The sequence below is a fragment of the Streptococcus cristatus genome (assembly GCF_003944225.1).
GTDB classification, from domain to species: Bacteria; Bacillota; Bacilli; order Lactobacillales; family Streptococcaceae; genus Streptococcus; species Streptococcus cristatus_K.
In genome coordinates, this window is sequence record NZ_RJPN01000002.1 from 74584 (window position 1) to 89462 (window position 14879).

General features: G+C 43.7%; 16 protein-coding genes, 1 tRNA gene, 1 other RNA gene and 1 pseudogene. 2 read left to right on the forward strand and 17 right to left on the reverse strand.

The genetic code is table 11. The features are described from left to right. Nucleotides 1-136: 136 nt before the first annotated feature. Genes asnS through D8797_RS03360 form a run of 4 tightly spaced genes read right to left on the reverse strand, consistent with a single transcriptional unit; the run spans nt 137 to nt 3535 of the window. On the reverse strand, nt 137-1483 hold the full coding sequence (asnS, locus tag D8797_RS03345; protein WP_125379266.1) for an asparagine--tRNA ligase: 1347 nt from the start codon (nt 1481-1483) through the stop codon (nt 137-139). A gap of 20 nt (nt 1484-1503) precedes the next feature. Continuing rightward, nucleotides 1504-1869: a VOC family protein gene (locus D8797_RS03350; protein ID WP_125379267.1), complete on the reverse strand. Its 366-nt coding sequence runs from the start codon at nt 1867-1869 to the stop codon at nt 1504-1506. Nucleotides 1870-1871: 2 nt separating this feature from the next. Further along, the gene (locus D8797_RS03355; RefSeq protein WP_125379268.1) at nt 1872-3050 is read right to left on the reverse strand and encodes a pyridoxal phosphate-dependent aminotransferase; all 1179 of its coding nucleotides are present in this window, start codon (nt 3048-3050) and stop codon (nt 1872-1874) included. Further along, a complete protein-coding gene (locus tag D8797_RS03360) occupies nt 3047-3535 on the reverse strand; it encodes a cell wall elongation regulator TseB-like domain-containing protein (RefSeq protein WP_125379269.1) in 489 nt (162 codons plus the stop codon). Before D8797_RS03360 ends, D8797_RS03355 begins: the two co-directional genes overlap by 4 nt. An 85-nt stretch (nt 3536-3620) precedes the next feature. On the opposite strand from D8797_RS03360, the gene D8797_RS03365 reads away from it, so the two are divergent. Further along, a complete protein-coding gene (locus tag D8797_RS03365) occupies nt 3621-4067 on the forward strand; it encodes a MarR family winged helix-turn-helix transcriptional regulator (protein WP_125379270.1) in 447 nt (148 codons plus the stop codon). 87 nt (nt 4068-4154) lie between these two features. Then, nucleotides 4155-4703: an NADPH-dependent FMN reductase gene (locus D8797_RS03370; RefSeq protein ID WP_045499565.1), complete on the forward strand. Its 549-nt coding sequence runs from the start codon at nt 4155-4157 to the stop codon at nt 4701-4703. Nucleotides 4704-4756: 53 nt separating this feature from the next. Here the strand turns inward: D8797_RS03370 and D8797_RS03375 are convergent, their stop codons facing one another. The 13 genes and pseudogenes from D8797_RS03375 to D8797_RS03435 all read right to left on the reverse strand — a co-directional run bounded on the left by D8797_RS03375 (nt 4757) and on the right by D8797_RS03435 (nt 14747). Then, nucleotides 4757-5452: an LrgB family protein gene (locus D8797_RS03375; protein WP_061422692.1), complete on the reverse strand. Its 696-nt coding sequence runs from the start codon at nt 5450-5452 to the stop codon at nt 4757-4759. Beyond that, nucleotides 5445-5825, reverse strand: a complete 381-nt coding sequence (locus D8797_RS03380) for a CidA/LrgA family protein (RefSeq protein WP_045499562.1) — start codon at nt 5823-5825, stop codon at nt 5445-5447. Before D8797_RS03380 ends, D8797_RS03375 begins: the two co-directional genes overlap by 8 nt. Before the next feature lie 210 nt (nt 5826-6035). Further along, nucleotides 6036-6123, reverse strand: a tRNA-Ser gene (locus D8797_RS03385). A 38-nt stretch (nt 6124-6161) separates the two neighbouring features. Next, nucleotides 6162-6986 (reverse strand): DUF695 domain-containing protein, encoded by an 825-nt coding sequence (locus tag D8797_RS03390; RefSeq protein ID WP_125379271.1) that lies wholly within the window; start codon nt 6984-6986, stop codon nt 6162-6164. 27 nt (nt 6987-7013) lie between these two features. Then, nucleotides 7014-7362, reverse strand: a transfer-messenger RNA (tmRNA) gene (gene ssrA / locus D8797_RS03395). A 108-nt stretch (nt 7363-7470) separates the two neighbouring features. Continuing rightward, on the reverse strand, nt 7471-7956 hold the full coding sequence (locus D8797_RS03400; protein ID WP_125379272.1) for a thioesterase family protein: 486 nt from the start codon (nt 7954-7956) through the stop codon (nt 7471-7473). Between the two features lie 258 nt (nt 7957-8214). Continuing rightward, the gene (locus D8797_RS03405; RefSeq protein WP_048765128.1) at nt 8215-8550 is read right to left on the reverse strand and encodes a YlbF/YmcA family competence regulator; all 336 of its coding nucleotides are present in this window, start codon (nt 8548-8550) and stop codon (nt 8215-8217) included. 18 nt (nt 8551-8568) lie between these two features. Then, nucleotides 8569-9675 (reverse strand): annotated as a pseudogene (locus D8797_RS03410) (prephenate dehydrogenase). A gap of 15 nt (nt 9676-9690) precedes the next feature. Continuing rightward, nucleotides 9691-10857, reverse strand: coding sequence for a chorismate synthase (gene aroC, locus D8797_RS03415; RefSeq protein ID WP_125379273.1), 1167 nt, complete (start codon nt 10855-10857; stop codon nt 9691-9693). A gap of 88 nt (nt 10858-10945) precedes the next feature. Continuing rightward, nucleotides 10946-12013 (reverse strand): 3-dehydroquinate synthase, encoded by a 1068-nt coding sequence (gene aroB / locus D8797_RS03420; protein WP_125379274.1) that lies wholly within the window; start codon nt 12011-12013, stop codon nt 10946-10948. 52 nt (nt 12014-12065) lie between these two features. Next, a complete protein-coding gene (locus tag D8797_RS03425) occupies nt 12066-12920 on the reverse strand; it encodes a shikimate dehydrogenase (RefSeq protein WP_125379275.1) in 855 nt (284 codons plus the stop codon). Continuing rightward, nucleotides 12910-13587, reverse strand: coding sequence for a type I 3-dehydroquinate dehydratase (gene aroD, locus D8797_RS03430; RefSeq protein WP_125379276.1), 678 nt, complete (start codon nt 13585-13587; stop codon nt 12910-12912). The genes D8797_RS03425 and aroD overlap by 11 nt, the downstream gene beginning before the upstream one ends. After that, nucleotides 13584-14747 (reverse strand): class I SAM-dependent rRNA methyltransferase, encoded by a 1164-nt coding sequence (locus tag D8797_RS03435; RefSeq protein WP_125379411.1) that lies wholly within the window; start codon nt 14745-14747, stop codon nt 13584-13586. Before D8797_RS03435 ends, aroD begins: the two co-directional genes overlap by 4 nt. Nucleotides 14748-14879: the final 132 nt, after the last annotated feature.

Sequence of the window (14879 nt, forward strand, 5' to 3'; positions counted from 1 at the left end):
TTTTTTCATTTCTATCCTTTATCACTTGTTAATCTGCTGTTTACATGATCTCCACCTCTTCTTTCTCTAAAATTCTATATTTGGATTATTTCATAGTTCATTGTTGAAAAAACGCCACACGGGCGTTTTCATTAATTTACGGTTTAATACGGTGCAACATACGTGGGAATGGAATGGCTTCACGGATATGCTTGGTCCCCGCTACAAAGGTCACCATGCGCTCAATACCGATACCAAAGCCTCCGTGTGGGACTGTTCCATACTTACGAAGATCAAGGTAGAATTCATATTCTGTCGTATCCATACCCAGTGCATCCATCTTAGCAACGAGGGCATCGTAGTCTTCCTCACGCATAGAGCCTCCGATGATTTCACCGTAACCTTCTGGAGCAAGCAAGTCTGCACAGAGGACACGGGCTGGATTTCCAGGAACTGGTTTCATATAGAAAGCCTTGATGGCTGCTGGGTAGTTCACGACAAAGGTTGGTACACCAAAGTGGTTTGAAATCCATGTTTCATGCGGTGAACCAAAGTCATCGCCATGTTCCAAATGCTCATAATCTGCATCTTCATCATTTTCATGAGCTTGCAAAAGATCAATCGCTTCATCATAAGTAACACGCTTGAAAGGCTCAGCAACGTAGCGCTTCAAGAGTTCTACATCACGTTCCAATGTTTCCAAAGCTTGAGGAGCACGGTCAAGAACACCTTGAATCAAGGCTTTGACATAAGCTTCCTGCAAGTCGAGTGACTCATCGTGAGTAACAAAATTATACTCCGCATCCATCATCCAGAACTCTGTCAAATGACGACGAGTTTTTGATTTTTCTGCACGGAATACAGGTCCAAAGTCATAAACACGTCCCAGAGCCATAGCCCCCGCTTCCAGGTAAAGCTGACCAGATTGGCTCAAGTATGCTGGAGTTCCGAAGTAGTCTGTTTCAAAGAGCTCAGTCGAATCCTCTGCTGCATTTCCTGACAAGATCGGGCTGTCAAACTTGATAAAGCCATTCTTGTCAAAGAATTCATAGGTAGCATAGATGATGGCATTACGGATCTGCATCATAGCCACTTGCTTACGAGAGCGCAGCCACAAGTGACGGTTGTCCATGAGGAAGTCTGTTCCGTGTTCTTTTGGCGTGATTGGATAGTCATTTGACTCGCCGATGACTTCGATATCTGTAATGTCCAGCTCGTAGCCAAATTTTGAACGCTCGTCTTCTTTGACGATCCCTGTCACATAGACAGATGTTTCTTGGCTCAAGCGTTTGATAGTATCAAACTTCTCAAGTCCTACTTCTTCGCCAAATTTCTCAATAAAGTTAGGTTTGAAGGCTACACCTTGGAAAAAAGCAGAACCATCACGCAACTGTAAGAAAGCGATTTTCCCTTTTCCTGACTTGTTGGCCACCCAAGCACCAATCGTTACTTCTTCACCAACATGATTTTTTACATCAATAATTGTTACATTTTTCTTCGACACGTTTTTTCTCTTTTCTATTTTTATTCTTTGTGGCAGACTACTTCGACATTATTTCCATCTGGGTCTAGGATAAAAGCTGCATAATAAGGCTGGTGATATTGGGGACGAATGCCCGGGGCACCATTATCTTGACCGCCCGCTGCTAGACCTGCTTGATAAAAATCATCCACCTGCTCCCGCGTCTCAGCATTAAAAGCAAAATGAGTTGGATCCGATTCTCCTTGACCTAGCCAGAAATCACCAGCTGTCGCTGTTCGCGGCTCTGCAAAACTCACTGCTTGAGGTATCTCAAAGGCTATTTTATAACCCAAAGGAGCTAAGGTTTTCTGATAAAAGAGCTTGCTAGCTTCCAAATTCTTTACTTTAATCCCAAAATGATCAATCATTCTTACTTCTCCATAAAATTCTTGAGGCGTTGAACCGCTTCTTTTAGTGTATCCATGTCAGTCGCATAGCTGAGGCGGACATTTTCTGGCGCACCAAATCCGTCCCCTGTCACTAGAGCCACACCTACTTCTTCTAAAATCGCTGTGGTAAAGGCTGTCACATCTGTATAGCCTTTCATTTCCATCGCTTTTTTAACATTTGGGAAGAGGTAGAAGGCTCCCTGAGGCTTGACGACTTCAAAGCCAGGCACTTGAGCTAGCAAAGGATAAATAGTATTCAGGCGCTCTTCAAAGGCCAATCTCATATTTTCGACCGTATCCTGACTGCCCGTCAAGGCTTCAATGGCTGCATATTGCGCCACCGCTGTCGGATTAGAAGTCGTTTGCCCTGCAACCTTGCTCATCGCTGAGATAATCTCAGGCTCACCTACAGCATAGCCAATCCGCCAGCCCGTCATAGAGTAGCTTTTAGAAACACCGTTGATGACGACTGTTTGCTTGCGAATTTCCTCTGACAGACTAGAAATCGGCGTGAATTTATTGCCGTTATAGACCAAGCGGCCATAAATATCATCGGCTAAGATTAGGATATCATGCTCAACAGCCCAGTTTCCGATAGCTAGCAGCTCTTCTGCTGTATAAATCATACCAGTCGGATTGGACGGCGAGTTCAGAACCAAGACCTTGGTCTTCTCAGTACGGGCAGCCTCCAACTGGGCCACCGTCACCTTAAAGTTGTTTTCCTCTGTCGCTTGAGCAAAAACAGGCTTTCCTTCGGCCATCAAGATCTGATCGGCATAGCTGACCCAATAAGGCGTCGGAATGATGACTTCATCTCCTGGATCAATCACGCTCATAAAGAAGGTGTAAAGAGAAAACTTAGCACCTGTTGCCACTGTCACTTGATTAGGCTGGATCTCATATCCATAGTACTTGGCAAAATAGTCTACAACCGCTGCTTTTAGCTCAGGCAGACCACTTGTTACCGTATAAAAACTAGCTCTGCCATCTTCAATCGCTGCCATCGCTGCTTTCTGAATATTCTTAGGCGTCGGAAAATCTGGCTCTCCCAAGGTCAAAGAAAGGATATCCCTGCCTTCCGCCTTCAAAGCTTTCGCTCTGGCTGCCGCCGCCAGAGTCACACTTTCTTCCATATTTAAAACACGATTGGATAATTTCATAGCCCCTCCTTGCTGAGCAATGTTTTGCTTTCAAATCCGATATTATAATAAGTACTTCCAGACTTAATTTCCCAAACAGGCTGACCGTCAAAGTAACCAAAAGTGGTCTTATCAATAGAGGTCGCTCCATTTTCCTTGGCCAGCTGCTCTGCCTCTGCCTGACTCATTCCATCTTGCAAGCGATAGACATGGATTTTATTGGAATTTTTGGAAATCAGAACAGCTTCTTCCTCTTTTTTACTAGTTGTCCCAATCAAGCTATAGTAGGACTCTTTGCCATTGTAAATCGAAAAGCTCGTCAGACTCTCCAAATCTGCATATTCCTTAGCGATTTTTTGAGAACCTTCCTTGGCTGACTGCCAAGGCTCGATAGCAAGGTGCAAGATCGTAAAAAATGAAAAAACAAGCGCCGTGAGGACCAGGAAAAGCCCAATAGCATAGTGCCTTATAGGAAATTTAGCCCTTTCTTTAATTTTATGTTTCACTGAATCATTATACTACAAATAGCCTGATTTTTCTAGGACTTTTATTACATTTGCATTTATTACTACTTATTGATAAAATGTTGCTATGAAAATAACTGAAAACTTAGATAACGAGACTCTACTTGACCTCAAGACAATTATCGTTCTCCATAAGGCGGAGCGCACCATTCGTAATCTCGAAGCTCAAATTTTTAAAAAGCACGATTTGACGCCAACCCAATTTTCCGTTTTGGAAACCTTATATAGTAAGGGAGAACTGCGGATTCAAGATTTGATTGATAGCATGCTGGCTACATCGGGAAATATGACAGTCGTTATCAAAAACATGGAGAGAGATGGCTGGATAAGTCGCAGCTGCGATCCCAATGACCGCCGCTCCTTTCTCATCCAACTAACCGAACAAGGCCAGAAAAAAATCGAGGCTGTCTTGCCAGAGCACATCGCCAATATCAGCCACATGACTGCTCTCCTATCCCAAAAAGACAAGGAAGATTTAGTGCGGATTTTAAAAACTTTTAAAAGGCTGAGCTAAATTATTGCTAATTAGTGACAATTGTTGTAACATAGATAGTAACAAGAGGGACACCTCTTAAATAAAGATAAAATGGAGGACACATTTATGTCTAAAGTACTATTTATTGTTGGCTCACTTCGTCAAGGTTCATTCAATCATCAGTTGGCAGCTCAAGCAGAAAAGGCTCTAGCTGGCAAAGCTGAGGTTTCCTATCTGGACTACAAGGATGTACCATTCTTTAACCAAGATCTCGAAAGTCCAGCTCCAGCTGCTGTTGCCAAGGTTCGTGAAGAAATCCTTGCAGCTGATGCTATCTGGATCTTCTCACCTGTCTACAACTGGGCGATCCCAGGCGTGGTGAAAAACTTGCTCGACTGGACTTCACGCGCACTTGATTTGTCAGATCCAAGTGGCCCTTCTGCCCTCAATGCCAAAGTGGTAACTGTTTCATCTGTTGCTAACGGCACTTCACCTGATGAGGTCTTCAAGCACTACCGTAGCCTCCTTCCATTCATTCGTATGAATGTGGTTGATCAATTTACTGGTGTCGGTATCAATCCAGAAGCTTGGGGAACTGGCCAATTAGTCCTTTCAGAAGACAAGCTTGCTGAGCTTTCTGCCCAAGCAGATGCCCTCCTAGCAGCTATCAACTAAGATAAAATAAAAACATGAAGCATGATTTCCGAGAAATACTGCTTCATGTTTTTTTATTTTAAGATAATGGCTGCGACGATTGGACTGACAATTACATACATGATCCCTGTCACTCCGATTGCAAGACCTGCCATGGCTCCAGCAACATGTCCATATTTGAAAGCCGTTCCGGTACCAACTGCATGCCCCGTGCCACCTAAGGCCAAGCCAACTGCTACTGGATCCTTAATTTTCAGCAGTTTAAGAATAGTCGGTCCCATGACACTTGTCAAAATACCTGTCGCCACAACAACCACCAAGGTAACAGTTGTCAAGCCCTGCATTTTATCAGTAATTCCTACCGCCATCGCTGTTGTGACAGATTTTGGGAATAGGGAAATCGCTAAAAAGAAGTCCATCCCAAAGAATTTTGCCAGCAGAGCCGTGAAAGTCGTATTGACCACCACAGCCACAAAGGTTCCTAGCAGGATACTGCGAGCGTGGTGTTTCATCAAGTGGAAGGTCTTATAAAGCGGAATTCCTAAAGCAACCGTAGACGGTACGATTAAATTGTTCAAGTAAGCCCCACCGACATAGTAGTCCTTATAAGAAATTCCTGTTAATTTCAAAAAAGCAATGACCAAAATCGCTGCTAAAAGGAGAGGCGTTGTCAAAGGATGTGGAAATCTACGGAAAATCAGCATCCCAATGAGGTAGGCCAAAATGGACAAGGCGAGTCCAAATAGCGGGTTACTCCATAGATTAGACATGATCCATCCCTCCTTCCTCATAATCGCCTTCAAAATGCTGCTTGATGAATTGTACGACAAGGGCAATGACGATCACATTTAAAACAATGGCACCAAGAATAATCAAGACAATCGGTAGCAGATAAGGAGCAATCACGTGAAATTTATCCATAATACCAACCGCTGGCGGCAGAAAAAGAATGGTCATATTGGCTAACAGAAAGTTACCGACCATACTGACATGGCGGAGCCTCAATAACTTAAACTGCAAAGCAAGAAATAGCAAGATTAAGCCGATAATACTACCTGGAATGGGAAGATGGAAGACACTTGATATCCCCTCTCCAATGATGGAAATCGAGAAAATAATCATCAACTGGACATATAACTTCATGCAGAACCTCCGAAACTTTCTATGTACAGTTTACTCCTTTTCAGAAAAATTTCAAGGTTTTTCTCAAATAAAAAAGATGGAAACGAATCCATCTGATTGCTTGCATACTATCCTTACTTCTATATTCTGCGGGTCTAGCATTAAACAAAGTGATTATCGTTCTTCGTCCTGCTATCAAAAAAACGCCTTTAGGCGCTTCTTGAAATACAACGGAAGACATGGGATTCGAACCCACGCACGCTTTTACACGCCTACTGCGTTTCCAACACAGCCTCTTAAGCCTCTTGAGTAATCTTCCATACAAGAGAAAGACTTGCTTTCTCAAAACTTTATCCATTATACCACATTGCAGCTCCAGCCGCTATACTTTCCGTTATATTTTTTCGAAATTTCTATTAATTCCCAAACCTGTTGATTAATACTATGGAGCTCAGTAGTAGCTAATCGTGATATTTCCAATTTGTAAGGTCGAGGATCGCCTTCTTCTTTTCCACTAGAAGAAATATCATAATCAAGAGCAGAGGCATCCCCCATAAAGGAAACACGATCATCGTAAGTCTCAAAACTAAACTGATGCCTGATTTCCCGTAGTTGACTATGATCGTCCCCTTCTTTTTCTAGGCGATACCAGATACGCTGGTTTAAAATAGATTGGTACTCATATTCATTTGGATACAAGAAGTCAAAATATTGTTTCCATTCAGGATCCACCAAGGTAGCTGAACTATATTGATATTTTGAAAACTGCTCCATTACCTGAGCAATAATCGGCATGTGTCGCTCTCTATCTTTCAAATAGTAATAAAATTCTATATGACCATCTGTGATGACTACTCCGACATAGATAGCCGCAATGCGCTTCATCGCTTCTGAAAGACGATCTTCAATAAGGTTCAAATTAGAAAATTCGTCATAATCTGGAAACCCTGTCTCTGGATCAACATTCAAAATGGCAATTCTCAACCGTAGTGCATAAGTATAGGATGAATAGGGAGCGATAGAATTCAACGCTAAATTTAGACGAATACTAGCCATTCGGTCATCAATAAGGGTCGAAAAAGAGCCCCATTCATTCGGAAGATTTTCTAAATCAACAGAAACTTCCTCAATGGGTAGATGACTATCTTGACTCTTCCCTAAGATTTTTCCAAAAAAACTCATATCATCAAAAACCTCATTTACATATCCCTATGGAGCCGGTGGGAGTCGAACCCACGTCCAAACACCTGCTAACACATTTGTCTACGACCATAGGCCATGTCTTTATTTAACTCAGCTTTGACACATGGCTCAAGCCCAAGCTAAGCGAGTCTATCAATCTCTTGTAAAATCCCTAGACTTGATTTTACCGTAGCTTGCTCATAATAAGACCGGTCATCAGACACAAGCAATCCGAATCAGGTCACGCTAGCTGGTTTTTAGGCAGCTAAAGCGTAAGAATTGTTATTTTTTGCAGTTATATTTAACTGGCGTTTTACATCCGCTAGATGAGTCGCAAAATGTGCCGCATAATGCCTGTCGAATCCGTAACGACCCCAAGACAAGTAACTATTATACCAAAATAATGTCCTAATTGCAAAAATCAAGATAAAATTACTCCAAAGATGCTAAAATTCCCTTGATATAAGGCACCAAGGGAATTTGACTACATATGATCTTTTACTGCAACTGCTACCATTCTAGCCTTGGCTCTTGACTGTCCTGCTACTGACATCTCCATCACGATAATAGCTTTCCTTGCCCCCAACTCCTCAAGCCGCGAAGTGACGATGATTTCCTGGTCAATGGGGGTCGGGCTCTGGTAATCAACTTCTAAGCGGGCTGTGATAAAGCGTCCAATGACTGTATCTTGGGTCAAGCCCAAGCCTTTTTCTTGATGGGCAAACCAAGCTGCTGAAGCCGTTCCATGGCAATCAAAAATCATAGCAATCATGCCACCAAAAAGATTGGCCGGCACACCACCAGTATAGTGAGATTCTGGTCTTATTCTAGTGATACATTCCTTCCCATCCAAGCTAGGATAAGTCTTTAAATGTAAGCCTAGCTCATTCTTAGGGCCACAGCCCCAGCAATGTTGAAATCGGTCGCCATATGTATCTTGAATAGCAATCTTTCTTGTTTCTAAAGTCATACCAGTTCCTTTCAAAAATCAGAGTGTAAGCGTTTTTTGATTAGTATATCAGCCTTTACGGCAATAGTAAATAGAAAGCAAGGCCAATATATTTTAATTGTTGCTATAATCTGATTTTATAAAAAACACCTAAGTTTTCTTCCTCTTTCTTGAATTAAAAATACTCATTTTCAGCCTGAATAGCCTTTCTAAAGCATAGAAAAACCAAGAAGGCCCGATATGGCTTCTTGGTTTCATCTAATTTTATAACTTCTTCTATTAGAATAGTTCCTGAATTGGTTCAAAAATAATCCGTTCAATATCAGACAAGTAAATAGAGAGCTGTTGTTGCTTGTTAAAGAAAGCTGATAATAAATCATTGCCTTGGATTTTATCTCCAAAACTCTGCATCTTTTCTTGAATGTCTGGAGTCGGCATTTGACCTGTTTGAGCCAGTTGCTGCAGCTCTTTCTGGAAAGCTAGATAGTCATCAAAAATAGCCTTGGCTTCACTATCCGCATTGATAGCCTGCTTGCTTTCTACCACAGCTTTGTACTCTGGCATTTCGCGAAGTCCTCGACTGAGTTCATTGGCTAAATCATAAATATTTGACATAGAGTTCTCCATTCTATATTAGTCTACGGACACTAGGTAATCCGTATTTTCTCTTACTATTTTAGCAGATTTTTTCAAATCCTGACGATTTTTAAAGGTAATTTGCAGAATACCGTTGATATCTTCACGGTTTTCCTCGTTGATTCGAATATTGACGACCGAAATTCCGCGCAGGAGCTCCAGAATGCCCAAAATTGCATCTTCTTCGTCGGGCACCTCAATAAAGAGGTCGTAAAAACTGTCCACACCCGCTCGCTTATGAATTTCCATTTGCTTGCGGATTTGCCGTCCTCGGTCGAAAAATTCCCAGATAGCTGTCTCGTCCTTAGCCTCAATCGCTGCGGCCACCTTGTCTAACTGGGTTTTAAAATCTTCCAGCCGCTCCAAAATGGCTTCGGGATTTGTTAAGAGGATAGAGGTCCACATCCCTGGCTCGCTCTCCGCAATCCGCGTCATATCTCAAAAACCACCGGCTGCAAAAGACTGGGTCAGCTCATGCTCTTGGATATAAGCTGCCGCTTGCTCCATAAGGCTGGAGGCTAGGATATGCGGAAAATGACTGATTTGACTGGTCACTCGGTCGTGCTCGGCTGCATCTACCTGAATAAAGCGGGCATGAAGACCACTCAGCAAATCTTTCATTTCCTCAAGCGTACCAGACTTGGTCAGGCTAGAGGGCGTGAAGATATAATAGGCATTTTCAAAGAGAGTGACATGAGCAGCCTTGGCTCCAGTCTTGTGACTTCCGGCCATAGGATGAGCGCCGACAAAGCGGACGGGCTTATTCTGCAGATACTTTTCTGCTGCTGCCACAATCTCAGCCTTGGTTGATCCAGCATCTGAGATGATGGCATTTTCCTTCAGGTCCAGCTCCGCTAGATCCTTGATAAATGCTATGGTCTGCTTGATGGGCACAGCCAAAATAATCACATCAGCCAATGGAGCAAAGGCGGCAAAATCATCCGTTACCCGGTCTACCATTCCCCGCTCTAATGCAACTCCACGCGATTCTTCACTTCGATTATAACCAAGAATCTCTATCTCAGGATGAGCTCGCCTGATGCCCAAAGCCAAAGATGCTCCAATCAGTCCCAGACCAGCGATATAGACCGTTTTTCTCTCCATGCCCTCTCCTTACATCTAAAAGTTCTTGACAAATTCCCGATGGCGGGCTACCGCATCCTTCAGTTCTTCCAGATTGTCCGAAGAGAACTTCTCCAGAACTTCAGTGGCTAAAGTTGTTGCCACCACGCTTTCCATGACAACACCCGCCGCTGGCAGAGCCGTTGGATCGCTCCGCTCCACTGTCGCCTTATAAGGCTCGTGGGTCTCAATATCCACGCTCATCAGTGGCTTGTAAAGGGTAGGAATAGGCTTCATAACACCTCGCACCACAATTGGCTGACCATTGGTCATACCACCCTCAAAGCCACCTAGATTATTAGTCCTGCGAGTGAAGCCATCTTCCTCAGACCAGAGGATTTCATCCATGACTTGACTGCCCTTGAGACGGCCGGCTTCAAAGCCCACACCAAACTCAACTCCCTTGAAAGCATTGATAGACACGACTCCTTGAGCAATCTTGGCATCCAGCTTCTTGTCCCATTGGACATAGGAACCCAGACCGACCGGCACACCGCCAACGACAATCTCAATGACACCACCGATGGTATCCCCGTCTTTCTTAATCTGATCAATGTAGGCCTTGATTTCTTCTTCGCGCTCGGGATTGACAATGGAAACCTCTGACTGGGCAGCTCTTTCTTTGATCTCTGCTACAGTTAGATCGGCCGGCACATCAATATCAATGCCGCCAAAGGTTACGATATGGCTGGCTACCTCTACACCGATTTCTTCCAGCAAACGCTTGGCTACTGCTCCGACTGCTACACGCATGGTCGTTTCGCGGGCAGAAGAGCGCTCCAGAGAATTTCGCAAATCGTCAAAGCGATATTTCATGCCGCCAACTAAGTCAGCATGGCCAGGGCGTGGTTTGGTAATCTTGCGTAGCCCTTTTTTCTTTTCATCCACATCTACCGCACTCATAATCTCCAGCCATTTCTGATGGTCCAGATTCGTGACATTGAGGGTAATCGGACCGCCCATGGTCAATCCATGCCGAACACCAGACGTAATCTCAACTTGGTCGCTTTCAATCTTCATACGGGCACCGCGGCCGTATCCACCCTGACGGCGCTTGAGCTCGGCATTGATATAGTCAGCGGTCAAAGGAAGACCAGCCGGCACCCCCTCAATAATAGCTGTCAAACGTGGTCCGTGGGATTCTCCTGCTGTTAAGTATCTCATACATTTTCTCCTATTCTGAGATGGAAAAACTGGACATTCCGTCTATTTTTATCTAAACTGTCCAATCGTATTAAACTCCATCTGGCACTTATTTCTTCAGAAATTCTTTCATCTCTTCCAGCGGAATCTGGTGAATGCTAGCCGAACCCAGCTCAGGCACCAGTACTAGTTTGATAGAGTTGCCTCTAGCTTTCTTATCATGGGTCAGGGCCTGATAGAGTGCATTCTCATCCCAAGGCTGGTAATCTACCGGCAAGCCAAACTTCTGACACATACGGATGATGTCTTCTGTAATTCCGGCTGGCATAAGGCCTTTCTTCTCAGCGACGCGGGAAACCTGTACCATGCCAATCGCCACAGCTTCACCGTGCATGACTTTGCCATAGCCCGCGGTCGCTTCAATAGCGTGCCCAATGGTATGGCCGAAATTCAGATAGAGGCGGACGCCATTATCCAGCTCGTCCTCGACCACAATCTTACACTTGACATCGCAGGAATGGTAGATGATACTCTCCGCATGCTCCAAAATCGACTCTGGGCTGCCATCCATTTCTGAAAGCTCGTCCCAGAGTTCCTTATCCTCAATCAAGCCGTACTTGACCACCTCGCCCATGCCTTCGATCAGTTCCCGCTGGCCCAAGGTCTGCAAGACTTCTGGGTCGATCAGAACCCCGTCAGGCTGGGTGAAAGTCCCGACCATATTCTTGGCCCAAGGCGTATTGACACCTGTCTTACCACCGATAGAGGAGTCCACTTGGGCTGTCAGACTGGTCGGAATCTGCACGAAATGAATGCCCCGCATATAGGTCGAAGCAACAAAGCCCGCCAAATCACCGACGACTCCACCACCCAAGGCTACAATGCCGTCACTGCGGGTCAGGCCAACCTTGACCAGGAATTCATAAGCTTTGTTGACCGTCTTTAAGTTCTTGCTGGCTTCACCCTCTAAAAAGTCAAAAACATAGACCTCAAACCCAGCTGCTTCTATGCTCAGCTTGACCTTTTCCGCATAGAGTCGAGCGACTCGATTATCCGTGATGATGACCACCTTCTGAGGCTGCCAAAGCTGACGCAGCCACTTTCCAGCCTGAGATAAAGTCCCCTTTTCAATTACAATGTCATAGGGATGGTGGGGGAGATTTACATTCAATTTCATAAGTGCCTCCTTATTTTTCCTGCTCCACCATAGAGCAGCTGAGTACGAGTGACTATTTATACAGAGCTTCTAGCTGCTGCCAAATTTCCTGACAAGGCATGGGTTGTCCTGTCCAAAGCTCAAAAGCTTCTGCTGCCTGATAAAGCAACATCCCCAGACCATTCACTGCCACTACCTTCTGACTTCGAGCCCACTTTAAAAAAGGTGTTTCAAAAGGTTTATAAATCACATCCGCAACTAAAATCTGGCTCGGCAGCTGAACACTTTCTGCTAATGGCAAAGTCTTGCCATCCATACCCACACTTGTTCCATTGACCAGAAGGTCTGACTGGTTGATTTTATCCTGCAAGATAGCCAAGTCTTCTAAGTTCAATACATGAATCCTACTCTTAGTCTGGCGGCTGATAACTGTCATCTTGCTGACAGTCTTATCATAGGAAGTCTGCCGAGTAAAGACAAAGATTTCTTCCGCCTGATCCAAAGCAGCTTGAGCGATAATAGCTGTCGCGGCTCCTCCAGCACCTAAAATGGTCATTTTTTTGCCCTGAATAGCAAAAGACGGCAAGCTCTTAAAAAATCCCTTGCCATCCGTATTATATCCTATCAATGTACCATTTTTATTCACCACTGTATTCACAGCCCCGATAAGACGTGCACTGGGAGCCAATTCATCAAGATATTGGATGACTTCCTGCTTGTAGGGCATTGACAAATTTATCCCAAACATATTATACCTTCGGATATTAGCAACGGTCGCTTCTAAATCCTCTGCTTCAATTTCCAAAGCAAGGTAGACACCATTGACAGCAGTCTTCTCAAAGGCAGTATTATGAATAAATGGTGAAATGCTATGTTTAATCGGCTTAGCAACCACTGCAGCTAGACGAGTATGGCCATCAATTTTCATTTAAAATCTCCCGAACAACCTTCATGTTTGCGAGGGAAACCTGACCTGGTGCACTCGGCTGTTCAACGCTGGCAAAAGACCAGCTGGAACCTGTCAAATCTGCAGCTAAGCGAGAAATCTTTCCGACTTTTCCCATAGAAATCGTCACATACTCTTGCTCAGGATTCAAAATCTTAAATCCACGAGTGTAGTTCATCAGATCCAAGACATCCTGCTCATTATGCGCCATGACAGAAACTTTGACCACTTTTGGTGCCAAACTTGTCAATTCTGACAAAATTTCCATCATATTTTCAGGCGTTTCCTCAAAATTATGATAACTGAGAACTAAATTTGGAAACTCGAGCATTTCTTCAAATTTATCTTTATGCGAATAGTATTCAAAATCAACATAGTCTGGCGAATAAAAATTGGCTACTTCTTTGATAAGAGCAACATATTCATCATCTGACAGATCAATTTCGCCACCTTCTGCGCAACTTCGCAGTGTGAAGAGTAATTCACGACCAGCAAATTTCTCGAAAATAGCAGGAGCAACGTTGAGAATGCTCTCTTTCGGCAAAAAGTCCGCGCGCCATTCGATAATGTCAGCATCATCATAACGACTCACATCAATTGCTTTAGCCTCTTCTAAACTTCTGGGCATGATTGAAACGACTAATTTCATTTGTCCACCTTAATTGTAAATACCTTGAGGTAGTTACTATTCTCATCTTTCTTATTGTATACAAAGTCTGCTGGTAGACCATATTCCGCCAGATAGCGATGAGGAACTCCTGCAAATCCTTTTTCAATTTCTTTTTTAAACTTACTTTTAGAAACATTAGCTGCGTTGGTCGAAAGAATCAATATTCCATTCGGACTCAAGATTTCCAAGGCCTGAGCCACCAAACGATGATAATCTTTCGCAACAGAGAAAGTCTGTTTCTTATTGCGAGCAAAGCTCGGCGGATCTAGGACAATCACATCATACTTTAATTCATGACGCTTGGCGTATTTGAAATAATCAAAAACATCCATGACCACAAAACGATGCGGCTCTAAATCCAAACTATTGGCTTCAAAGTGCGCTTGGGAAAGCTCGCGGCTACGTTTGGCCAAATCCACCGAAGTTGTTTGACTGGCACCGCCCATGGCAGCTGCCACCGAAAATGCTGCTGTGTAGGAGAACATATTGAGCAGACTTTTTCCGCTAGCTAAGCCGTCAACCAGACTCCCCCGCACCTCGTGCTGGTCCAGAAAAATCCCAGTCATCAGGCCATCATTCATGAAGACTTGATAGCGAACGCCATTCTCCAAAACCGTAAAATAGGCTGGCGCTTCTGCTCCGTAGAGATGGGCAGACTCATAGTCCAAGCCCTTGAAGCGAATCTTCTCGTAAGCTCCAGCGACCTCAGGAAAGACCTGCTGGAAAGCAGCCACTATCTGGTCCTTGATTGAAAAAACAAAGGAATTGTACCAAGAGAAAACGGCATATTTCTCATAGATATCAACCGTAAAACCGCCAAAACCGTCACCTTCTTGGTTAAACAAGCGATAGGCTGTCGTATCCTCCGCATGACGGTAATAGAAACGCTTGTCTTTAGCTTTTTCAAACAAATGCTGAAAGAAAGCTGAGTTCAGCTCTACCTTAGCATAGGAAATCAGCCAGCCAAGTCCCTTATTTTGTAAGGAGAGATAAGCCGTTCCCAAGAACTTCCCCTGCTGACTATGCAATTCCACACATTGATCGGTGAATGAAAGAGTTGGAAAATCATTCTTATCTAGAACTAAAATTCCTTTTCTCAACTTTTCCTCTGTCTGTTTATTAACAGTAAGTTTCTTCATAAGCATTATTATACCAAATATTGTGAAAATTCTCAAAGCATATTTATTATTTTCACATAATCTTGTTTTAGTAGAAGAAATTTTCAACATTTTATATATTAAATATTTATTTTATCAGGCGGACTTTCAAGT

Bases quoted from the DNA above. Each gene is read 5' to 3' on its own strand.
- D8797_RS03370 (WP_045499565.1), top strand. From the start codon at position 4,155: ATGTCTAAAGTACTATTTATTGTTGGCTCACTTCGTCAAGGTTCATTC.
- aroC (WP_125379273.1), bottom strand. From the start codon at position 10,857: ATGAGATACTTAACAGCAGGAGAATCCCACGGACCACGTTTGACAGCT.
- D8797_RS03380 (WP_045499562.1), bottom strand. From the start codon at position 5,825: ATGAAGTTATATGTCCAGTTGATGATTATTTTCTCGATTTCCATCATT.
- D8797_RS03350 (WP_125379267.1), bottom strand. From the start codon at position 1,869: ATGATTGATCATTTTGGGATTAAAGTAAAGAATTTGGAAGCTAGCAAG.
- D8797_RS03425 (WP_125379275.1), bottom strand. From the start codon at position 12,920: ATGAAAATTGATGGCCATACTCGTCTAGCTGCAGTGGTTGCTAAGCCG.
- D8797_RS03365 (WP_125379270.1), top strand. From the start codon at position 3,621: ATGAAAATAACTGAAAACTTAGATAACGAGACTCTACTTGACCTCAAG.
- D8797_RS03435 (WP_125379411.1), bottom strand. From the start codon at position 14,747: ATGAAGAAACTTACTGTTAATAAACAGACAGAGGAAAAGTTGAGAAAA.
- D8797_RS03400 (WP_125379272.1), bottom strand. From the start codon at position 7,956: ATGACTTTAGAAACAAGAAAGATTGCTATTCAAGATACATATGGCGAC.
- D8797_RS03375 (WP_061422692.1), bottom strand. From the start codon at position 5,452: ATGTCTAATCTATGGAGTAACCCGCTATTTGGACTCGCCTTGTCCATT.
- D8797_RS03405 (WP_048765128.1), bottom strand. From the start codon at position 8,550: ATGTCAAATATTTATGATTTAGCCAATGAACTCAGTCGAGGACTTCGC.
- aroB (WP_125379274.1), bottom strand. From the start codon at position 12,013: ATGAAATTGAATGTAAATCTCCCCCACCATCCCTATGACATTGTAATT.
- D8797_RS03390 (WP_125379271.1), bottom strand. From the start codon at position 6,986: ATGAGTTTTTTTGGAAAAATCTTAGGGAAGAGTCAAGATAGTCATCTA.
- aroD (WP_125379276.1), bottom strand. From the start codon at position 13,587: ATGAAATTAGTCGTTTCAATCATGCCCAGAAGTTTAGAAGAGGCTAAA.
- D8797_RS03355 (WP_125379268.1), bottom strand. From the start codon at position 3,050: ATGAAATTATCCAATCGTGTTTTAAATATGGAAGAAAGTGTGACTCTG.